The sequence below is a fragment of the Vibrio bathopelagicus genome (assembly GCF_014879975.1).
In the GTDB taxonomy this organism is placed as follows: domain Bacteria; phylum Pseudomonadota; class Gammaproteobacteria; order Enterobacterales; family Vibrionaceae; genus Vibrio; species Vibrio bathopelagicus.
In genome coordinates, this window is the sequence record NZ_CP062500.1 from 1,276,031 (window position 1) to 1,296,243 (window position 20,213).

The 20,213-nt window shown below is 44.5% G+C and carries 21 protein-coding genes; 9 read left to right on the forward strand and 12 right to left on the reverse strand.

Going from position 1 to position 20,213, the window contains the following annotated elements:
* Positions 1-28: 28 nt before the first annotated feature.
* Entirely contained in the window at positions 29-595 is a 567-nt protein-coding gene (locus IHV80_RS05795) for a DNA-3-methyladenine glycosylase I (protein ID WP_192890376.1), read from the forward strand.
* Positions 596-770: 175 nt separating this feature from the next.
* Here IHV80_RS05795 and IHV80_RS05800 read toward each other — a convergent pair whose 3' ends face one another.
* Positions 771-1,955 (reverse strand): cystathionine beta-lyase, encoded by a 1,185-nt coding sequence (locus tag IHV80_RS05800; RefSeq protein WP_192890377.1) that lies wholly within the window; start codon positions 1,953-1,955, stop codon positions 771-773.
* 200 nt (positions 1,956-2,155) lie between these two features.
* Positions 2,156-3,610, reverse strand: a complete 1,455-nt coding sequence (cls, locus tag IHV80_RS05805) for a cardiolipin synthase (protein ID WP_192890378.1) — start codon at positions 3,608-3,610, stop codon at positions 2,156-2,158.
* Positions 3,611-3,977: 367 nt separating this feature from the next.
* Between cls and IHV80_RS05810 the strand changes: the two genes are divergently transcribed.
* The 4 genes from IHV80_RS05810 (at position 3,978) to IHV80_RS05825 (ending at position 9,053) form a co-directional block, all read left to right on the forward strand.
* Positions 3,978-5,411, forward strand: coding sequence for a sodium-dependent transporter (locus tag IHV80_RS05810; protein WP_012604350.1), 1,434 nt, complete (start codon positions 3,978-3,980; stop codon positions 5,409-5,411).
* A gap of 192 nt (positions 5,412-5,603) precedes the next feature.
* Entirely contained in the window at positions 5,604-7,220 is a 1,617-nt protein-coding gene (locus tag IHV80_RS05815; protein ID WP_192890379.1) for a methyl-accepting chemotaxis protein, read from the forward strand.
* 172 nt (positions 7,221-7,392) lie between these two features.
* Complete coding sequence (locus tag IHV80_RS05820) at positions 7,393-8,091, forward strand: TIGR01621 family pseudouridine synthase (protein WP_048664117.1); 699 nt, start codon at positions 7,393-7,395, stop codon at positions 8,089-8,091.
* Between the two features lie 8 nt (positions 8,092-8,099).
* Positions 8,100-9,053, forward strand: coding sequence for a class I SAM-dependent methyltransferase (locus IHV80_RS05825; RefSeq protein WP_192890380.1), 954 nt, complete (start codon positions 8,100-8,102; stop codon positions 9,051-9,053).
* Positions 9,054-9,158: 105 nt separating this feature from the next.
* On the opposite strand, the gene IHV80_RS05830 is transcribed toward IHV80_RS05825, so the two are convergent.
* The 5 genes from IHV80_RS05830 to IHV80_RS05850 form a co-directional block, all read right to left on the reverse strand.
* Entirely contained in the window at positions 9,159-9,776 is a 618-nt protein-coding gene (locus IHV80_RS05830) for a CDP-alcohol phosphatidyltransferase family protein (RefSeq protein ID WP_192890381.1), read from the reverse strand.
* The gene (locus IHV80_RS05835; RefSeq protein WP_192890382.1) at positions 9,766-10,416 is read right to left on the reverse strand and encodes an ATP-binding cassette domain-containing protein; all 651 of its coding nucleotides are present in this window, start codon (positions 10,414-10,416) and stop codon (positions 9,766-9,768) included. Before IHV80_RS05835 ends, IHV80_RS05830 begins: the two co-directional genes overlap by 11 nt.
* Positions 10,382-12,082 carry an ABC transporter permease gene (locus IHV80_RS05840; RefSeq protein WP_192890383.1) on the reverse strand — a complete coding sequence of 567 codons (1,701 nt, stop codon included), beginning with the start codon at positions 12,080-12,082 and terminating at the stop codon, positions 10,382-10,384. The genes IHV80_RS05835 and IHV80_RS05840 overlap by 35 nt, the downstream gene beginning before the upstream one ends.
* A 5-nt stretch (positions 12,083-12,087) precedes the next feature.
* A complete protein-coding gene (locus IHV80_RS05845) occupies positions 12,088-13,254 on the reverse strand; it encodes an ABC transporter substrate-binding protein (protein WP_192890384.1) in 1,167 nt (388 codons plus the stop codon).
* Between the two features lie 303 nt (positions 13,255-13,557).
* The gene (locus IHV80_RS05850) at positions 13,558-14,004 is read right to left on the reverse strand and encodes an META domain-containing protein (RefSeq protein ID WP_192890385.1); all 447 of its coding nucleotides are present in this window, start codon (positions 14,002-14,004) and stop codon (positions 13,558-13,560) included.
* Between the two features lie 190 nt (positions 14,005-14,194).
* Between IHV80_RS05850 and IHV80_RS05855 the strand changes: the two genes are divergently transcribed.
* Together IHV80_RS05855 and IHV80_RS05860 are read left to right on the forward strand one after the other, a co-directional pair.
* Entirely contained in the window at positions 14,195-14,455 is a 261-nt protein-coding gene (locus IHV80_RS05855; protein ID WP_192890386.1) for a DUF1289 domain-containing protein, read from the forward strand.
* Positions 14,456-14,564: 109 nt separating this feature from the next.
* Complete coding sequence (locus tag IHV80_RS05860; protein WP_192890387.1) at positions 14,565-14,732, forward strand: hypothetical protein; 168 nt, start codon at positions 14,565-14,567, stop codon at positions 14,730-14,732.
* A gap of 74 nt (positions 14,733-14,806) precedes the next feature.
* Here the strand turns inward: IHV80_RS05860 and IHV80_RS05865 are convergent, their stop codons facing one another.
* The 3 genes from IHV80_RS05865 to IHV80_RS05875 form a co-directional block, all read right to left on the reverse strand.
* Positions 14,807-15,109, reverse strand: a complete 303-nt coding sequence (locus IHV80_RS05865) for a thiamine-binding protein (protein WP_102339582.1) — start codon at positions 15,107-15,109, stop codon at positions 14,807-14,809.
* A 124-nt stretch (positions 15,110-15,233) separates the two neighbouring features.
* Entirely contained in the window at positions 15,234-15,455 is a 222-nt protein-coding gene (locus IHV80_RS05870) for a hypothetical protein (protein ID WP_192890388.1), read from the reverse strand.
* Positions 15,456-15,689: 234 nt separating this feature from the next.
* Entirely contained in the window at positions 15,690-16,928 is a 1,239-nt protein-coding gene (locus IHV80_RS05875) for a DEAD/DEAH box helicase (RefSeq protein WP_192890389.1), read from the reverse strand.
* A 245-nt stretch (positions 16,929-17,173) separates the two neighbouring features.
* On the opposite strand from IHV80_RS05875, the gene IHV80_RS05880 reads away from it, so the two are divergent.
* On the forward strand, positions 17,174-17,800 hold the full coding sequence (locus IHV80_RS05880) for a LysE family translocator (protein ID WP_192890390.1): 627 nt from the start codon (positions 17,174-17,176) through the stop codon (positions 17,798-17,800).
* 217 nt (positions 17,801-18,017) lie between these two features.
* The gene (locus IHV80_RS05885; RefSeq protein WP_017109877.1) at positions 18,018-18,374 is read left to right on the forward strand and encodes a hypothetical protein; all 357 of its coding nucleotides are present in this window, start codon (positions 18,018-18,020) and stop codon (positions 18,372-18,374) included.
* A gap of 155 nt (positions 18,375-18,529) precedes the next feature.
* Here IHV80_RS05885 and IHV80_RS05890 read toward each other — a convergent pair whose 3' ends face one another.
* Positions 18,530-19,654: a M14 family metallopeptidase gene (locus IHV80_RS05890; protein WP_192890391.1), complete on the reverse strand. Its 1,125-nt coding sequence runs from the start codon at positions 19,652-19,654 to the stop codon at positions 18,530-18,532.
* A gap of 150 nt (positions 19,655-19,804) precedes the next feature.
* Positions 19,805-20,080, reverse strand: coding sequence for a nitrogenase-stabilizing/protective protein NifW (locus IHV80_RS05895; RefSeq protein ID WP_192890392.1), 276 nt, complete (start codon positions 20,078-20,080; stop codon positions 19,805-19,807).
* Between the last annotated feature and the right edge of the window lie 133 nt (positions 20,081-20,213).

Consider the following 20,213-nt stretch of genomic DNA (forward strand, 5'->3'; position numbering starts at 1 on the left):
ATACGATTACGAAGAAGAGACCGTGACAATGGAAGTGAATTCATCGGATAGAACCTGTGCATGGGCGCTTAAACACGAATTGGAAAGGGAGTACCATGACGCAGAGTGGGGTGTGCCTGTTTATGATGACCAAATTCTATTTGAGTTCATCACTTTGGAGGGCGCACAAGCGGGCCTTAGCTGGATTACGATACTTAAGAAGCGAGAAGGATATCGTGCTGCTTTCGATAATTACGATCTTAATAAGCTCTCGTCGATGAACGAAGACGATGTGCCAAATGTTATTGAGAATTTTGATGTGGTTAGGCACAAGGGCAAGATAGCCTCTGTCTATAACAATGCACGAGCAACACTTGAACTTCAAAAGGAGTTCGGTTCACTGTCTAACGCGTTATGGCAGTTTGTTGATAACAAGGTGGTCGAGAACCAATGGACGGAGATGTCTCAAGTTCCCGCTTCTACAGAGCAATCAAAAGAGATGAGCAAGTTTTTGAAAAAAAGAGGCTTTAAGTTTGTAGGAGAAACAATCTGTTATGCGTTTATGCAAGCAACCGGTATGGTGAACGATCACATCGTCGGTTGTCCTTATAAATAAAGCTGCTTCTATTCTTAGTTGAACATGCTGGTTGGTTATTGAGCAAGGAATGATAATTGATAGATGTTGGATTAATGTGATATCCAAAATTAGAAAAGGGCTGTCTAGGCTAAGTCCTAAGCCCAAAGGCAGGAATATCCTGCCTTTTGGGACTGAGTCTGCTTAACTTTTTAAATTAAACAAGCGCGTTGTAACGCTCTAAGCCAGCCTCTAGGTCTGCAATTAAGTCATCGACGTCTTCCAAGCCGATATGAACGCGTATCAGAGTTCCTTCGAAGTTTGGATTTGCTACTGTTCTCAGGCTGTTAAAGCTGCTTGGTTCATTAGCTAGAATCAAACTCTCAAATCCTCCCCATGAATAACCCATACTGAAGTGTGTCATACCATCAAGTAGAGCGGTCGTTGCTTGTGGGTTTGAATTTTTCAGAACGAACGAGAACAGGCCATTACCGCCAGTAAAGTCTCGCTTAAAGAATTCATGACCAGGGCAAGACTCAAGGGCAGGGTGACGAACATGATCGACTTCAGGACGAGTCTCTAACCACTTTGCGACTTTCAAGCTGCTTTCAGCGTGTTGGCGAAGTCGAACATCAAGAGTTCGAATACCGCGAAGACCAAGATAAGCGTCATCTGGAGATACGCACTGTCCCATCAAGTAACTCTGCTCTCGCAGTTGATCCCAGCACTTCTCGTTGGCAACAGCGGTACCTAGCATTACGTCTGAGTGCCCCACGATGTATTTGGTCGCTGCTTGAATCGAGATATCAACGTCGAAATCAAACGGTGAGAAGTTCACACCTGCCGCCCAAGTATTATCAAGCATAACGATGATGTCATGTTCATGAGCAATACGAGCCAGAGTCGGAACATCTTGAACTTCCATCGTTACTGAACCCGGAGACTCGGTAAATAATACCTTGGTATTTGGCTTGATAAGGTCTTGGATGCCTTCGCCAATCGTTGGTTCGTAGTAAGTTGTTTCTACGCCCATCTTTTTCATGATGGTGTCACAGAAATCACGCGTCGGCTCGTAACAGGTATCGACCATTAAGATGTGATCACCGGTTTCAACAAACGATAAGATTGCGTTTGAGATTGCTGCAGTACCACAAGGGTAGAGTGCACAGCCTGCGCCACCTTCAACTTCAACCATTGCATCTTGAAATGCGAAATGAGTCGTGGTGCCGCGGCGTCCGTAGAAAAGTGTCTTGTTAGCGCGATTAACGGTCGCTTTGCGTTTCTCTTCTACCGTATTGAAAACAACAGTTGAAGCGCGTTGCACGGGTGGGTTTACGACGCCATTGGTCCACTTCTTATCACGGCCTGCAGTGATGAGTTTGGTGGTTTTACTTTCGGACATGCTGTGAATTCCTTATCGAACGGTTATGTCCTATTTAAAACATGCGAAGAGGCATCAAAGCAAGAGGAGAGGCTGAGTTTTTACGGTTTTCTTTCGCTTTTTAACTTTTCAGTGAGTTTTTCAATGAAAGGCTAAAAAGCGATAGATATAAAAGTCGTGATAGATTTTAACGTCTTGATGTGTTCGCGGCTTTGTTTACGTTAGAGCAGAGGGTTAAATAAGTAGAAAAGCCTTTCAAAGAAACGGTTTCGCAGGTTCCTTTTTTCCCATTGTTCCAATTCAACAGGATGAGAAGAATCAATATAGGACTGCTGTAATTCAGATAGCTGCTGAGTGAAGTGCACATCATCAACGGCAAGGGTCACTTCAAAGTTAAGCCACAAGCTTCGCATGTCGATATTGACCGTTCCAATCAAGCAAAACTCTTCATCAATCACTACTGATTTGGTATGAAGAAGGCCACCGTAAAATTCATAGATCTTCACGCCAGCTTCAAGTAACTCGGTATAAAACGCGCGAGAAGCCCATTTGACCATCAATGAATCGTTGTTATGTGGAATGATCAGTTCTACTGTCACACCACGCTGCGCGGTCATTTTGAGTGTTTCTAACAAGTCGGCACTGGGTACGAAGTAGGGCGTAGTGATACGAACAGAGTGATTCGCCTGATTAATCGCAATGGTTAAAACTTGTAGGATCAAATATTCCGGCATACCCGGTCCAGATGGAACCACTTGCACTGGGTGGTGAGTTTTTATTTCTTCGACAGCACACTCAGGTAGATCCGGAAGAATGCGTACACCCGTTTCAACTTCCCAATCCCAACCGTGAATCGCAGACAATACGTTAACCGTTGGTCCAGTCACACGAACCATGACGTCAATCCACTGGCCGACACCTGAGTTCTGTTTGAAGTGAGCAGGGTCAACCATATTCATTGAACCTGTGTAGGCAATGGTTTCATCGATGACAATGATTTTACGGTGTTGTCTTAAATCTAAGCGGCGTAAAAAGATTCGCCATGGGCTAACTTCTAGAGCTTGTACGACGTGAACGCCAGCGTCTTTCATCATTGAATGCCAATGGCTTTTGAAAAAGCGAGGGCTACCTGCAGAATCGAGTAAAACTTTAACATCGACTCCTCGTTTCGCCGCTTGTATTAAAGCCGATGCGACTGAATCAGTTAGGCCGCCAGGGTGCCAAATATAGAAAACCATTTTGATACTGGTCTGGGCGTTTTCTATATCTTCGATAATTGCGTGTAGGATCTCATTGGGTGAAGATTGCAATGAAAGTGTATTTCCACTGAGCGCAGGTATGCCCATCCGGTTGTTACAAAGCTCATCGATCTTGTGGATAGGGGAGCCGACTTTTCCGGGAAGGTGGAGCTGACAATCATTTAATTGTCGGAACCAATCACCAAAGGGAGTAAACATGCGATGTGCGCGCTCAGCCCTTTTTTTACCTAGGTTTAGCTCACCGAAAAGGAAGTAACAAGCGACTCCAACAATCGGGATAATGTAGATAACCATCAGCCACGCGAGAGAAACACTCACAGAGCGTCGTTTTAGTACGACACGGAAAGTCACACCGGCTACGAGAACCCAGTACAAAGCGACAGAAGCTAAAGTTAAAAAATGGTAGAGCTTTTCCACATTGAATACTCGAAAAAAGAGACACTTAGATAGTAATGCTATTTTGCCAATATGGGAATTTGCGGAATCAACTATTTACAAAATAGAGTAAAAGCGGTAAATAGGAGAAAGTTGTTAAGTTTTAGTTAACTTAAGACGAAAACGATTGTTTTGTACGAAAAGTCGGCATTTAACCATAAAAATTTACATTGGTAACGAAATATGTACGGTTCGCACTTCCAATTTTATTCTTAAACTGGTTTACTTGCTATATAACGAGCGTCAATCAAATCTTTTAGGTGTGTAAATTTTTTTATACACCTTATCTTTTAAAGACGCCACCCAAAGCAAAACACAACATCACATAACACAAAAGTTTGGAGTACACGTGGCTACTAGTAATACAACCACAACACCCCGCGATACCTGGGGTTCGAAGTTAGGATTCGTAATGGCTGCAGCAGGTTCTGCTGTTGGTCTAGGTAACATTTGGAAATTCCCTTACACAGCAGGCGAAAGTGGCGGCGGTGCATTCGTTGCAATTTACCTGTTTTTTGTAATCTTCATCGGTTTCAGTGTGATGCTGACTGAATTTGCGATTGGCCGTCATACGCAAAAATCAGCAGTAGGTGCATTTAAATCAACTGACCGTCGTTGGACGTTCGCTGGTGTTATCGGCGTAGTGAGTGGTCTGCTTATCATGGGTTTCTACCCTGTAGTAGGTGGCTGGTCTATCGCATACATCGGTAAGATTGCTGGTGGTCTACTAGATGCACCTGAAGCAATCGGTGACAGCTTCGGTGGCTTTATCTCAAACCCAGTTCAACCACTTATGTGGATGGGCCTATACCTACTGCTTAACGTTGTTATCGTTATGAAGGGTATTTCTGGTGGTATCGAGAAAGCGGGTAAGATTCTGATGCCACTTCTTTTCATCATCCTTATTGTGGTATCAATCAAAGGCCTAATGCTTCCGGGCGCGATGGCTGGTCTTGAATTCCTATTTAGCCCTGACTTCTCTAAAGTAGATAGCGGTGTAATCCTAGCGGCACTAGGTCAAGCATTCTTCTCACTAAGTCTTGGTATGGGTTGTATGTTGACATACGGTTCTTACCTTAAGAAGAAAGAGAACTTAGTTCAAACTACGGCTATGGTTACTGCAATGGATACAGGTGTTGCCATCCTAGCTGGTGTTGCAATGTTCCCTGCAATGTTCGCATTCGGCATGGAGCCAGCAGCTGGCCCTGGTCTAGTATTCGTTGTTGTTCCTCAGCTATTCGCTGAAATGGGCGGCGTAGTTGGTCTTCTATTTGCTCTAATGTTCTTCGTTGGTCTAAGTGTTGCAGCACTTACTTCTTCAGTATCTCTACTTGAAGTTGTGGTTTCTTACCTAATCGATGAGAAAGGCATGAAGCGTGTGACTGCAGTACTGTCTGCAAGTGTAGTAATGGCGATTCTATGTATCTTCGCTTCTCTATCACTTGGTGGCTTCGGTCCTACATTGTTCGGTACTGGCGCATTCGATATCTTCGACTTACTAACTGATAAGATCTTCCTAGCAGTTGGCGGTATGTTGGTATGTATCTTCGCTGGTTGGAGACTAAACCGTGCAGACCTAGAGAAAGAAATCACTAACGACGGTGAAGTATCTTTCCCACTATTCGGTCTATGGTACACACTAGTTAAGTACATCATCCCAGTAGCTATCGCTATCGTAGCGTTCATGGGTATCTCTTCTGGCTTCGACAGCGGTAAAGGTGCAATCATGCTACTAGGTATTGGTATTATTGCTGGCTCTGCGCTTATCTCTAAGAAGCTATAATTCTAAGAAGCTACAATCGCAAGCTAAAGTAGATTAGGAAACGGGAGCCACTGGCTCCCGTTTTTTTGTTTTAAATACTTAATTATTGTCGAAAAATAAAAAACCTTACATTCACTCAAGTTATCCGTTTGATAGCCGATATACCTATCGGTTAGGGCTATTTAGTCCGTATTTTATTTAGGTAGGTGTTGTGTGAAATTGTCGGTGAGAAAGAAACTGTATGCCGGTTTTGGTTCTATATTGGCGGTGCTTGTCACGTTGGTCGGTATCGTGTGGATAGAGGTTATTGGTGCTCATCAAAGTGCTGATGAGATAAGAATGGACGATGTTCCTGGTACTGTTACCTACCTTGTTCTGATAGACGAAGCTGGGGATGTTTACCGAGATGCTTTAGGTGCGATCACTCAAGTCGACAATGCGCTTAATGATTATCGCTCGAATAAGAACGAGTTTGCTCAAGCCATCGCACAAGCGAAACGTCTAGAGAACCGAGGATCAGAAGATCACCGTCGTGTTCAGCGAATCGAAGAGCTAATGGGACGCTTCACTCAAGAGTTTGAATCGAAACTTGTACCTAAGATTAGCGATGAGTCTGCGCTGTTATCGAATATCCAGCAGCTTCGTTCTTTGTATGAGGTGACCCTAATCCCAGTTGAAAACTTACTGGATCAAGCATCGGCAAGTGAGCGTGCGGATACAGAGCAATCGCTGCTTGTATTGACCGATTCGTTTACCACGATTGAACGTACCATTATGGTGTTATCTGCGATTGCGATTGTCTTTGGCTGTGTGATTGCCTATATATTGTCTAGCTCTATCACCAACCGTCTGACTCGTGTTGAACAAGTGGCGCGACGTGTGGCAAATGGTGATCTAACGGCTGGGGATATCGTTGATGATTCCGGAGATGAACTGGCTGACTTAGCTCAGTCGATTAACCAGATGCAGAAATCATTGGTGGACCTATTAGGTTCTATCTCTTCTGTGACCAACCAAGTTCAATCGGTTACCGGCGAACTGTCGTCGATTAGTCACGACATCGTTTCTGGTGCATCGGCACAAGCGGATAAAGCGAATCTGATTGCAACAGCAGCGGAAGAGCTAAGCCTTACGATCTCTGAAGTGGCTCAGCAGGGCACCTCTACTTATGAAGAAGCTCGACGTTCTGAGTCTTCAGCAGAAGATGGCCGTAATGTGATTGTAGAGATGGTGGCAAGCATTCAACAGGTTTCTGCTCAAATGAGTGACATGTCGGTACAGATGAATACGCTGGGTTCGCATGGTGAACAAATTGGCAGTGTAATTAAAGTGATCGAAGACATTGCAGAGCAAACCAACCTGTTGGCTTTGAATGCGGCGATTGAAGCGGCGCGAGCTGGTGAGTTTGGCAGAGGCTTTGCTGTGGTAGCTGACGAAGTACGAGCGTTGGCTGAAAGAACCACTAAAGCAACACAAGAAGTGTCTGGCATCATCCAATCGATTCAGTCTGGTACTCAAGAAGCCGTGACTTACACTCAAGACAACTGTCGTTTAGTTGAAATTGGTGTAGAGCAAAGTACAGGGGCGGTATCGGCTCTAGAAGCGATTGTTAGCGGTGCTGGCAATGTACAAAGCATGGTTAATTCAATTGCGACTGCGGCAGAAGAACAGACAGCGGTGACTAAAGAGATTGCTGCAGATATTACGGCGATCAGTGATATCTCAGAGCAATCCTTGCAACTGGCGACTCGTAGCTCTGAAAATACGCTGGGCTTGAATGCCAAGGTTGCTGAGCTAGAAGCTTTGGTTGGTAAGTTCAAACTTGCTTAGTGCTTAGTGCTTAGTTCGTATTCAATAGGGACTAAAAACCTATTACCAAAAGCGGACAATTAAAAAGAAGCCCAATGATTCAATGTTTATTGAGTTAGTTGGGCTTTTTCGTAGCTGGAATCTGGGTTCAGACACGGTATACTCCACGCTCTACAATGGAGCTAGCCTTTACATGTTCGACATTCTTCTGAACCATTCAGATTTTTTACTCATTAATAAGCACCCTGGAGTCAGCGTCCACAAAGACGATGGTGACACTATGCTGCTGCAAGAAGTCGCTAATGCGCTCAATGAGCCGAAGTTATATCTCGTTCACCGCCTCGATAAAATGACCTCAGGTATTCTGCTGTTAGCAAAGAATGCCTCGGCTGCGAGTGAGCTTTCACAGCTGTTCGCAAAGCGTGAAGTAGAGAAGTACTACCTTGCCATTGGTTCGAAGAAGCCAAAGAAAAAGCAGGGATTGATCTCTGGTGATATGGAACGTTCACGACGTTCTAGCTGGAAGTTACTGACAAGTAAAGAAAACCCAGCGATTACCCAGTTTTTATCTGCAACGGCTGAACCCGGCGAGCGTCTACTTTTATGTAAACCCTATACGGGGCGCACTCACCAGATCCGTGTTGCAATGAAGTCGATTGGCTCAGCCATTGTTGGTGACCCTATTTATAATCCATCGAGTGAGGCTGATAGAGGTTATCTGCATGCCTTCGCGATTCGATTTACCTATCAATCACAAGCCTACGAATATGTCTGCGATCCAAGGAACCTCGATTCCTTAGGTGAGAAGTGGCATCAAGAGACCGTGTCTGCTGGTTTAGACAGTTGGCTTGAACCTTGGTCATTAACTTGGCCGAAGCTAAATACTAAGTGAGTGAAATAATGGAAGCATCAGCTTTACCTCTGTTTTTTAGTCATATTGAACAGCAACTTAATGAAGTGCCGAATGAACTACGCCGTATTTTTCACGGTCGTGGTAAGTTCTGGCCAGGCCTAGATCAATTGACATGTGATTGGGTTGATGGGCAGTTATTGGTCAACGTATTTAAAGAGGTGGATGACGAATTCTTATCATCTCTTAAAGCTGGATTGGTTGATTTGACTAATAAAGACATCTGGCAAGCAAAGCAGGGCACGAGTATTGTTCTGCAACACCGTTATGCCGATGGCGCGCCTTCAGAGGTTTTATGGGGCGAACTCAATGACTCACCCGTTGTGGTTGAGCACGGACTTAAGTATCAGTTAGACATTGGCCGTAATCAGAACTTTGGTTTGTTCCTAGATATGCGTAATGGGCGTCAGTGGGTACAAGATAATGCCAAGGGTAAGAATGTTCTTAATCTGTTCGCATACACTTGTGGTTTCTCTGTCGCGGCTATCGCTGGTGGCGCTCGTCAATGCATGAACGTGGATATGTCTCGCGGCTCGTTGAATAAAGGCCGTGATAACCACCGTCTGAATGAACACGACATGCGCTCGGTTAACTTCCTTGGCTACGATATCTTTAAGTCGTGGGGAAAAATTAAGAAAGGCGGCCCCTACGAGCTAGTTATCATCGATCCGCCTTCGTTTCAAAAAGGGAGCTTTGCACTCACTAAAGATTACAAAAAGATCTTACGTCGTTTGCCTGAGCTTCTAACAGAAGGTGGAGAAGTGATTGCTTGTGTCAACTCGCCGGCAGTATCACCAAATTTCCTGATTGAAACGGTGGCAGAAGAAGCGCCAAGCGTTGAGTTCATTGAGCGTTTAGACAACCCACCTGAGTTTGTCGATGTCGACCTAGATTCAAGCTTGAAGGTGCTGAGATTTAAAATCAAAGCCTCTGAAGACGCTTAATTTCAAACTCATTTGAAAACCATCGTCAATTCAAATAAAAATGCCGCTCATGATGAGCGGCGTTTTTATTTATAGGGACCGAAGCCGCAGATCGTCAAAAACTGACTAATCAGTTTGGTTCTTGAGTGTCTGGAACCCGAAATAAATACGCATAAATGTGGTCAGCCAACACGCCGCACCAAAGGTATAAGCAATAACCGCAAAGTGTTGCGGCCAAATACAAAAGGCAATGAAACACGCTATGGTCTCTGTGCCTTCGGTTAACCCAGACATGTAGTAGAGAGATTTATGTTTATAGACTGGATTTTCGATACCTCGCTTACCGGCCATTACAGCAAACGCTAAAAAGCTGCTGCCAGTGCCGATAAAAGAGAAGATCAAAAATGCACCGGCAATGGCGTTGTGCTCTGGGTTGGCAATCACAAAGCCAAAAGGAATTAGCGAATAGAAAAGGAAATCTAGACTGATATCGAGAAAACCGCCAGCATCACTGATGCCTTGGATTCGAGCCAATGCCCCATCAAGGCCGTCACACACTCTGTTGAATACAATAAACCCTAAAGCCCATTCGTATTGCTGAAATGCTAACGCTGGAAATGCTAAACACCCGATCAGAAAGCCAAATAGAGTGGTTTGATTAGCAGTGATACCGAATTGATTCAGTAACTTTGCGGATTGGTTCAATGGCCACTTAATGACCTTGATGGAGTACTTATCCAGCATTATGACTTCTCCATGGCCAAGACAGTACTTGCGCCCCTTGAGGTACATCTGCTTCGTCGTGCGTCACCATTAATGTCGGGATATTCGCTTTCGTCAATTGTTCAAACACCCAGTCACGAAATTGTGCTCTTAACTCTTGGTCTAGTTTACTGAACGGTTCGTCAAGCAAGGCTAGCTTAGGCTTTGCTAACAACATGCGAGTTAAGCTTATTCTTGCGCGTTGGCCACCAGATATTTGATCGGGGAATGACTCAGCTAAGTGAGTTAGCTCTATGTCTTTTAGTGCAGCCATCGCTTGCTGTTGACGAGCGGAACCCTTAACTGAATTAGGCAGAGAGAACGCCAGGTTCTCCCACACCTTGAGGTGAGGGAATAGCAAGTCATCTTGAAAAAGAATACCGACTTCACGTTGATGTGATGGCAAGTCGTCTAGCTGAATGTCGTTCAAAATAACGGTGCCAGAATATGAAAACTCATCATTAAGGTGACCCGCTACGGCGTCCAACAAAGTCGATTTTCCGCAGCCGCTCGGCCCCATCAAAGCCAATACTTGGCCTGATTCTAATGTTACGTTTAGCGCTGAGAACAGCGATACACCATCGTTTTTATGGATGGCGAGGTCGTTGAGGTGCAGACTCATTCGTTAGAAAACCCTTAAAAGTAAGACGGCGATATCTGAGTTGAAGTCGGCTGACCAATATCGCTAAAGAGAAAAAGAACAGAGGCAATAAGGCCTGCCAGATAGCATAAATTGCAGTTACTCTGCGGTCGAAACCACTGGTTAGGGCAACCGCTTCTGTGGTGATAGTACTAATGCGACCGGCACCAAGCATTAATGTCGGTAGATACTGGGCCAAACTCACACTGATCCCTACCGCCCAAGCGAAGGCGATAGCAGGCAGCAATATCGGTAGCTTAATGGAGTACCAACTTTGAAATGGCGATTTTCCTAGGCTCAGTGAGGCCTTTATCAGGTCGTCATTGAAGCTTTTCCAAGGGCCGTCTAAAGACAAATACACAAATGGGAAGGCGAAGAATACGTGTGCCCAAATTACCCAAAACTCATAGGCGTTGCTGCCTATGTATAGGGTGGTCACTTGCATGCCGAACAATACCGAGAGTTGAGGTATCAACATGGGAATCGCGATAATGAAGCCCGGAACTTGCCACTTGTATTTGATTCGGTATTCATGAGCAACTAGCGCGAGTAATAACGCAACGGAAGCGGCAATAAGCCCAATCCATAAGCTTTGCCCGACGGTGCTCATGATGCCATCCCACTCAAACTCCCAAAAACGCATGCTATAGCGACTTGGAAGTAAATCAGGGAAACGCCAACGTTGGGCAACACTCCAAATCCCCATTAGTGGAATGATCAGCAGTGACAATGTCGCAAGAACTGCGAAGATCGTTTTTCCTGGAAGGTTAATGCCTGTTCTGCCTGAATATTGCCAAGTTCTAAAGTACTTCAGAATTGCCCATTCGATTAAACGCGCTAAGGCGATGATCAACGAAGCTAAACCGAATAAAACGATGGCGCCAGCGGCAGCTCGTGGTAATAGATTAAGGTCTGGGTCGTTAAACCATTGCCATACCAAAACGGCAAAGGTCGGCGGGTTGGTTGGGCCAATGATCAGAGCAATATCGACAACCGACACACTGTAAGCAAGCACCGCCAACATTGGGAAACGAAGCTTGGTAAACCATTGTGGGAAAATACATTTCCACCAGATCTGAGCACGACTGTAACCCAGTGAAGCGCTCACCTTAGTGATGCGTTCTACATCGACTTGTTGAAGTATCGATATGCTCATCAGCAATAAGAAAGGGACTTCTTTGAGCGCTAACATGATGATGAGGCCGAACGCGTAAGGGTCTTTAACCAACAAAGCCAATTCAGAACTCGTAGCCGATTCACCAAGTAAGTGATACACGGCTCTGGCTCCAAGGCCTGTCGGGCTAAATAGAAAAGCAAAACCAATGGCGAAAGCAACATGCGGAATAGCAAGCATTGGCGATAGCGTTAACTCAATCTTTCTCCAAAACTTGTTTCCCCAAGATGCTTGAAGAATACAAAAAGTCAGGAAGCAGGCAATGTAGCTGCTGGCGATCGCTGAACCTAGGCTTAAGCCAATAGAGTGCCAAGCCCCTACCCATTGGAAGACTTGGTTAAAACCGTTGAGTGAGGGCTCCTCTAAATCCAGGGGCGGGATGAAACTAAGTGACGAGGCCACTACTCCCGCTACCCCAGGAATCGTCGGGATAATGCACACAGCTATAACAACCAAATATAGAGCGCGTAGCATGAAGTTTAGTTACCGTATCGCTTAAGCCACTCTTTCTCGAGCGCGTTTTGCCAGCTAGGGTGTGGTTCATCAATTGATTTAAATTGTTGGGTGTTTTTAGCGCTACCGGTTAAGTACTTGCTGCTCAACACTGAAGGATCGCCCCAAACATTAAGGTCGCCTTTACGCGATTGTGCTTCAGGGCTCAACAAGAAGTTGATGGTTACCTGAGCGCCAGCACTTGCATTAGCATTCCAAGGAATCGCAAGGAAGTGGATGTTAGATAGAGCCCCGCTTTCTAGTGCATAAGCCTTGGTGGTTTCCGCTAATCGGCCACTCGCTTGTGCTGAATACACAGAGTTTGGATTAAAGGTAATGGCCAAATCGAGCTGTCCATCATCCAAAAGTTGGATACTTTCAGATGTGCCTGCTGGGAATTGTTTGCCACCACGCCATGCCACTTTATGGAACTTGTCTAAGTAAGCCCACAGTGGTGCCGTAACTTCTTGGAAGTTGTCTTCTGAAACCGGCTGAGCCAGTGCTGGGTTGTTGTTTGTTAGCTCAATCAGTAGAGACTTGATGAAGCTAGTGCCGTGAAATTCTGGTGGGCGAGGGTAGCTTAAGCGGTTAGGGAAAGCTTGAGCGTAGCTCAACATCTCTGAGAAAGATTGTGGTGGATTGTGTAGCGTCTCTTGGTCATGGATGAACACAAGTTGTCCAACGCCCCATGGTGCTTCTAGGCCTTCTGTAGGCTCAGAGAAGTCGACATCAATCGGTAAAGATTTATCAACGTACTTCCAGTTTGGAAGTGATTCTGTGAATGGTCCAAACAACAGCGCGTTGTCTTTCATCGAACGGAAGTTCTCGCCATTGATCCAAACGATATCGACACTGCCTTCTGTGTTCTTGCCTGCTGCTTTTTCTGCGAGTAATCGAGTGGTGGTCTCTGCAATATCAGTTACTTTCACATGCTTTAAGGTGACACCGTAGTTACTTTGTAACTTCTTGCCTGCCCACTGTAGGTAACGATTGATCTCTTGGCTTCCGCCCCAAGCGTGAAAGTAGACAGTTTCTCCTTCTGCCTGCTGTTCAATTTGGTTCCAGCTATCGGTTGATGTTGCTTCATCAGCATAAATGGTTGCGCTGTATGCAACGGTTGCCATGATTACTAACGTACTTACTATCTTGTTCATAAACTTTTCCATTTGGTAGTGAACGGGCAAGAGCATTGTATTTTCGAACTCCCTAATAGTTATTCTATCTGTTTCTGAAATAATTTCTAATTCAATAGTAAATTCAATCAATTACTAGGAGCCCATGCCATCCTAGCAACAGACCGTTAAAGCCGTGAATTAATTGCACCTAAATGAGGTATTTCTGATATTTATTGGATGTCGGTACGAAAAGTGGTGTTTTGAATGTATTAGGCTATCGAGCAAGCAATAAAAAAGGAGCCATGAAGGCTCCTTTAATTAATATCTACTTTCAATGACGGATTAGTTTACCCAGTCACGAATTGTGTACGTTAGTGTGTGTACATCGTTTTTAAGTACTAGCGTATCGTTTGTTAGGGTTACGTCGCTCCACTCGCTTAGAGTCGCTGAAACCGATTGTTCGATTTCCATCGCAGAGCCGTGACACATTTTCATTGTCATACCCATTTGCTTGATACGGAATTGACCGTCTTTCAGCTCGCCTTGACCGAAGAAGTTGTTACAACCAGCCATACCGTTTGCCGTCATCTTTTCGCCGATCTCTAGACGAGGAGCTGCTTGATTTTCGCTTTTCTCAATGTCCTTGCCATCAATTTGCGCAAGTTCCCAATTATGGTGCTGTAGATCGGTTGGTGTTACTTGCATCGCGTTGTCACCTGTTGTTGTGCATGCTGCTAACATCATAGGTAAAGCGGCTACTGCTAGTAATTTTTTTGAACTAAACTTCATATTATAAGGCTCCAAAGGAAAGAACGAAGTTACCGAATAAGTGTAACTTGATGGGTTCAAAGTATAGTTTACAAAACACTATATGTGTCAGTATAAGGTCATAGTTTAGTATGGATTTAATCGGTCTGGCGACAAATTAATCGCTTATTTTTGAATTAGTAAGCTTAATTTCGATGTGTAAGGAGACAGGGTGGAGCAGTTAGAGTTTTTCCAAGTTCCAAGCCCTTGCGTTGGGGTTTGCTCAAGCGATGAAAAAGGCTATTGCCATGGCTGCATGCGCAAAAGAGAGGAACGTTTTAATTGGATGTCGATGACATCTGCGGAGCAGTTGCATGTCATAAAATTATGCCGTCATCGCTATAGAAGAAAAATAATGAAGCAAAACAACTTGGTTGGTAAGCCTGAAGAAGAAGAGGGAAACACAAGCCCCCAAAGAGATCTTTTCGGTTAAGCAATAACTATTGAGTTTTTATTTAACTCCGAGGTAACTATTACTTTACATAATGGTTGGGGTGTAATATTAAAGTAGGTACCTTTGTACCAGAAGGAGTGGTGTCGGTATGAATAAAAATGACGTGAAAATCAAAAAAAAACCAGTCAAAGCACTGGATAGAAAACCGATTGGGGCGAAAGATGACCCTGAAGGGAGTGCGCGTGATTGGCATTCGATGTCAGAAGAAGAACGAATGGAAATCCTTTCTCACCTTTCAGACATGCCTTTTCAATAACGTCACTGGTTCATCAGAGTCTTTCTCAATAGCCACATTTTCGCAAGCTAACAGTTTCTTAAACGAACGTCTTTTTAAACAAACATGTGATTCGCTTTCGTTACACCACGATGGTACGTACAAAATGTATCATCGGCCTCGGTGGTTTTACTATGAATCTTAATGTTGGTTATGACTTCGACAGCCCCTGCATCGTAACAAGCTTGCTCAGCCTTTTTAACGATATCGAGTAATTGGTTGAGCTCACCTTTCATTGTGGTTTCCATCGCACCAATTTGAAAAGGAACATCGGCTGCTTTCACTACTTCAATCGCTTTATCAACCACTTCGAAATTGTTGCCTTCTTTAACGCGAGGGATCACTTGGAAGGCAACCATCACTTCTTTTTCTCTTTTTAACTCAGACACTTTCTGCTTACTCAATGAAGGGAAACTGTTGCAGATAATAGGTTAATGCGGAGATAAATTCTACAGCGGTTATGCTGGCTTATTCGCTTATAGTCTACTTGTTACCCCAGTGGTCGCTAACCCAACCGCCTATGTGCTCATCGAAATGACTGCCACTGAACCTGTGGTTGCGTTCAACTGAACAGTCACTCTCGTCTTTGTTATCTATTAGGGTTTGTATGTAGTTTGCCATCGGGTCATTGGAACACTGACGATCGCGGCGAGTTGCCACTTCCTTAATCAGTTGCAATCGATATGTAGAGCTAGCACGTTTCATTTCAATGACCTCCTGTTTTAGACACTAATAGAAAAATCTAGTTGCCAGATATAGGGGCGTCAACGTGATCAGAAAGTATTTTTTTTGAGCAACCAAGAATCAATACGTTGGCATCATAATTCACAAAAGTGTCATTTAACTTGGCGAGATTAAGCGGTCTTTTTTAGGTTTAGGTGGCCGTTTTTCTTTGAATAAAAAAGCCCAGTTAATACTGGGCTAATCGATTTGTTGTGGTTATTTTGAAGAATTTGGCTTGCTCTTAAATTGCTTAACACTCTTCTTTTTTGCCGTTCTGCGATTGGCCATTTTGTCCTTTGGTGGACGTTTTCTTGCTGTCGCTTCAGATGCGGGTTTATCCGTTACCGGAAAACCTTCTAATGACTGCAACAGAAGTGCTTTGTTGGTGAGAGTACGGATGGCGTCTAAATGCTCAGTTTCACCGTGGCTCACTAGGGAAATTGCGAATCCAGTGCTTCCTGCTCTGGCTGTGCGCCCGACACGGTGTACGTAAGTCGCAGAGTGAGATGGCAAGTCAAAGTTAATCACGACGGGCAGTTGGTCTATATGTATGCCTCTAGCCATCACATCAGTCGCGATCAACACTCGTGTTTCGCCATTTTTGAAACTTTCTAATGCTTGCGTTCGTTCTTCTTGGCTTTTGTTGCCGTGTAAGGCACTTACGCTAATCTTTGCCTTATTCAGTCGCTTGGTTAGCGCATCAGCATTGTCTTTGGCGCTGATGAAAACCAACACCTGTGGCCATTGATGCTGGTTCAGTAACGCGATGAGCGCTTGAGGTTTGCTTCCCTTGTTCACTAGGTAGAGCGTTTCTTCAATGGCTGAAACGACACTGTTCTCTTGGTGCGTCGAGACCTTTACTGGATTAGTAAGAAGCGCCTCAGCCTGACTGACTAGCTCTTTTGGCAACGTAGCCGAAAACAGCAGTGTTTGATGTTTTTTAGGAAGAGCAGAAATAATGGTTTGAATATCCGGCCAAAACCCCATGTCGAGTAAACGGTCTGCTTCATCAAGAACCAAGGACTCGCATTGGGTTAGCGCTAGCTTGTTCTCTTGAATAATGGCAAGTAGGCGGCCAGGAGCTGCGATCACGAGTTGTGGCTTCTCTAACAATTGTTGTTGCTGATTATCGAGATCAACTCCACCAGTCAGTGTCACCGTTTTGATATCAAGTGCGGTAGCGATGGGTTCTAGAGCTTTGGCTACTTGAGAGGCAAGCTCACGGGTTGGAACAATGATGACCGCTTGCAGTTCGTGAATTGCAGCATTGATGTTGTTTAACAGAGGTAAGCCAAACGCCAATGTTTTCCCGCTGCCTGTTTGGGCTAAGGCGAGAACGTCTTTGCCCGAAACAATATGGGGAATAGCCGATTGCTGCACCTCTGTAGGAATCTGGAGTTGGGTGGGGATCGCAGCAATAGTTTGAGCGTTTAGGGTTAGGCTATCAAATGACATAAATGAACCAAGTATCAAAAGGGAAGTGGAGTCTAACAGGGCTATAAATGTTAGAGAATGAGTTTTGTCGCGTTACAGGATGAACGGTTGAATTATACACGTTCATTTTATGCGTTATCCATACAAGCGAACTGAGCATAAGCTAATTAAGCGTTTGATATATTGTAATGGGGTGGAATGGACGTACAATACCCGCCCTAAAACGATCAAGAATGATTAGGAAGCGATAAGGAAATGAGAGCGAAATGAGTTGGGAAAGTATCTGGCTGTTTATTGTCATCGTGTTTTTTATTGCCATTATTCCAGGCCCAAATGCTTTGTTGGTATTGAGTACGGCTTTAACCCAAAGAAAGCTGTTTGCGTTTATTAACGTGTTGGGTGTGTCATGCGGTTTCTTTTTTCATGCGTTTGTTTCTGCGAATGGCATGAGCTTACTGTTATCTCAGACCCCGATGGCGTTTGAAGCCCTTAAGTGGCTGGGCGTCTTGTACTTAGTCTGGCTTGGTTATAATCACTTTCGAGCGGCACTGCGAGCTCAAGAGGGCGTGCTTGCTGTGGTGAGTGCATCGGGTAGTAAGCTTTATCATCAGTTTGTGAAAGGGTTATTGACCAACTTACTTAACCCTAAAATTGTCTTGTTCTACCTTTCTATATTCCCTCAGTTTGTTTCTACGAACAACATTGTATCCGACAGCTTAATGCTGGGCGCGATACAGGCAATAGTGGTTGCTACATGGTTTTTAGTTGTTATTTTGATGGCTGATACCTTTAAGAGGTTATTAACTCAAAAGCGCACTTCTCAATGGATGAACATTGTGTGCGGGTTGTTGTTTGTGGGCTTCAGTATTCAATTGGCGTTGTTTCAGCTTTAGGGTTCATTGCTAACAATCGAACTCCTAGCATATACGACACATATCTCACTTTTTACTGAATGCTCAACAATCCTTGTTTCTCTGCATAAATCTCTAAAGCAATAGCTCGTAAAGTCGATATAATAATCAGATATCAATTTGGTGAATATGTTCGTCGACACCCAATTGAAGCTAAAAGCTATTGATTGACTGAATAAACAGAGACAGGGAGTCACAGATGAGTGAAGAGTCATTCACCCAGAAACGCAAATATTACCGCTTGAAGTACCCAAAAAAGGCACGTCCAGTGATGCGAATTAAGGATGAGCTTTTTCATGTTAGTGAAGTGTCTGAAAAAGGTGTGCGCTTGATGATGCGTAACATCATTCCTGTTTATCGAGGTTTTTCGATGGCGGGTAGTTTAAGACTGCATGATAACAACACTATTGATATTAGTGGTGCTGTGTTGCGACAAGAAGGTGATGAAGTGATTGTTCAGTTGTTACAAGGACCAAGCTTCAAAGATATGGTGTCAGAACAAAGACACATTAGGCAAAGATACCCTGTGTTTTTTGCTAGCCTCAGAGTGGCATAGAAGGCTTTTAAAGTTAGATGCCTTAAAGCTTAATTCACTCATTCAAAGCCGACATTAAAAAGCCCAGCACTTTCACAAGTGCTGGGCTTTGCTATGTATGTAAGCAAACTAACTATACGGACAAACTAAGGAGCTTAGTTCGTCTTATGGTTCGTTTATAGCTCGTCTACTGTTGCCCAAACCGCTGCTAGCATGTCGTGACCAAATGCAACGCTGCGCTCCGGAGACCAGCCGTACAGTTCGTCAGCGTGGCTGATGTGATCTTTGAATGGCATCTCTACGGTGTAAGCCAAACATTTGAACTGCTCACCGATCCAGTTTGTGCCGACCGTCATATTCGCTTTACCCGGCTCGTCTTTATCGTAACCAAATTCATCTTGGAACTCAGGTGTGATAGTCAGAAGCGCTTGCTTGAAGTGATTCTCTAGTTTTGCGATGCGCTCGTTGTATGAAGGTGTGCCTTCGCTACCCGCTACAAAGTTGTATGGAATTGCTTCGTCGCCGTGAATATCGAGACACATATCAACGCCCGTTTCTAGCATGCGCTCACGTACAAGGAACACCTCTGGGCTGCGTTCCATAGACGGTGATTGCCACTCGCGGTTCAGGTTCACGCCAATCGCGTTGGTGCGCAGGTGACCACGAATACTGCCATCTGGGTTCATGTTTGGTACAACGCGGAATACAACGCTGTCTAACAGTGAACGGCCTACTGTATTTGTCTCATCGAGCAGACGTTGAAGCAAACCTTCGATTAGCCATTCAGCCATGGTCTCGCCAGGGTGTTGGCGACCAATAACCCAAATGTTTTTCTTCTCTTCACTTGGCTCACCAATAGTTAGCAAAGTGATGTCGTTGTTGTCTAGCGTGTGGCCCAGTGTTTCAAGCTTACATGCAGGATGCGTCTGTGCGCTGTGCAGAAGATCTTGATGACGATCGTATGAGTACGGCGCGAAGTACGCGAAGTACATTGAATCGTGCTCTGGAATGATGTCGAAACTTAGTGTGTCGCCATCGAACTGAGATGGAATACGGAACCACTCTTCACGGTCATAAGATGCAACCACATCGTAATCTTTCCAGCCTTCAGGGTAAGCAGACGTTGCCAATTGACCGATTTCGAAGTGGTGTGCCTGTTGAGCATCACTTTCTAAGCGGAAGTGGAACCACTGAGAGATTTCAGTCTGGTGGTCTGCTGGGATAGTCAGTTGAATGTTATGTGGTGAATCTGCTGAAACGACGTGAATGTTGCCGCTTTCGAAGTTGCTGAAAATTTTCATTGTAGTTTTTATCTCGTAGTTGAGTTGCCGTAAGACTAGCACACTTTTTTTCGAGCAAACCACTAACTAAATCGTAATGAGATGTTATTTCAGCTATCTATTTTTAGCTGCCTACTTTAAGCCGTCAGCTTTTTAACTGTCTGCTTTGAGCTATCGACGCTGGCAAGTCGTGCAGCCACGACAGGCTGATCGTGTGTAGCGATCCAGCTTACTGCGTTGCACCTTACAGTACGCGTTTTTCAGCGCTCTTCGTCCAGAAAACCAATCATCAGGTTTCGAAAGAATCAGATAACCATTAAAGCGCTTCACCAGCTCGACTCTGTTCTGGTCGATGAACTTGCTATCAAACCCAATTTCGAAGTAATCAAGCGCTTGTTCAATCGAAGTGAAACTCGCTACTTTTTGTTGGAATTCTGTTTGGCTCATGGGGAGTTAGTCTCTGAACTGGTGGCAACTATTGTACCGAGTCTACGACTTGCTTTATTGACTTTAGTTATGACTTATCCAGATTTTAGTCGTGGGCTTTTTCAACTTGAAATGATCTATTTAACTCTTTGAG

What these genes read in the sequence shown, in the direction of transcription:
- IHV80_RS05795 (WP_192890376.1), top strand. Translation starts at nt 29, where the DNA reads ATGGAAGTGAATTCATCGGATAGAACCTGTGCATGGGCGCTTAAACAC.
- IHV80_RS05800 (WP_192890377.1), bottom strand. Translation starts at nt 1,955, where the DNA reads ATGTCCGAAAGTAAAACCACCAAACTCATCACTGCAGGCCGTGATAAG.
- IHV80_RS05820 (WP_048664117.1), top strand. Translation starts at nt 7,393, where the DNA reads ATGTTCGACATTCTTCTGAACCATTCAGATTTTTTACTCATTAATAAG.
- IHV80_RS05825 (WP_192890380.1), top strand. Translation starts at nt 8,100, where the DNA reads ATGGAAGCATCAGCTTTACCTCTGTTTTTTAGTCATATTGAACAGCAA.
- IHV80_RS05830 (WP_192890381.1), bottom strand. Translation starts at nt 9,776, where the DNA reads ATGCTGGATAAGTACTCCATCAAGGTCATTAAGTGGCCATTGAACCAA.
- IHV80_RS05835 (WP_192890382.1), bottom strand. Translation starts at nt 10,416, where the DNA reads ATGAGTCTGCACCTCAACGACCTCGCCATCCATAAAAACGATGGTGTA.
- IHV80_RS05840 (WP_192890383.1), bottom strand. Translation starts at nt 12,082, where the DNA reads ATGCTACGCGCTCTATATTTGGTTGTTATAGCTGTGTGCATTATCCCG.
- IHV80_RS05845 (WP_192890384.1), bottom strand. Translation starts at nt 13,254, where the DNA reads ATGAACAAGATAGTAAGTACGTTAGTAATCATGGCAACCGTTGCATAC.
- IHV80_RS05850 (WP_192890385.1), bottom strand. Translation starts at nt 14,004, where the DNA reads ATGAAGTTTAGTTCAAAAAAATTACTAGCAGTAGCCGCTTTACCTATG.
- IHV80_RS05860 (WP_192890387.1), top strand. Translation starts at nt 14,565, where the DNA reads ATGAATAAAAATGACGTGAAAATCAAAAAAAAACCAGTCAAAGCACTG.
- IHV80_RS05865 (WP_102339582.1), bottom strand. Translation starts at nt 15,109, where the DNA reads ATGGTTGCCTTCCAAGTGATCCCTCGCGTTAAAGAAGGCAACAATTTC.
- IHV80_RS05870 (WP_192890388.1), bottom strand. Translation starts at nt 15,455, where the DNA reads ATGAAACGTGCTAGCTCTACATATCGATTGCAACTGATTAAGGAAGTG.
- IHV80_RS05875 (WP_192890389.1), bottom strand. Translation starts at nt 16,928, where the DNA reads ATGTCATTTGATAGCCTAACCCTAAACGCTCAAACTATTGCTGCGATC.
- IHV80_RS05880 (WP_192890390.1), top strand. Translation starts at nt 17,174, where the DNA reads ATGAGTTGGGAAAGTATCTGGCTGTTTATTGTCATCGTGTTTTTTATT.
- IHV80_RS05885 (WP_017109877.1), top strand. Translation starts at nt 18,018, where the DNA reads ATGAGTGAAGAGTCATTCACCCAGAAACGCAAATATTACCGCTTGAAG.
- IHV80_RS05890 (WP_192890391.1), bottom strand. Translation starts at nt 19,654, where the DNA reads ATGAAAATTTTCAGCAACTTCGAAAGCGGCAACATTCACGTCGTTTCA.
- IHV80_RS05895 (WP_192890392.1), bottom strand. Translation starts at nt 20,080, where the DNA reads ATGAGCCAAACAGAATTCCAACAAAAAGTAGCGAGTTTCACTTCGATT.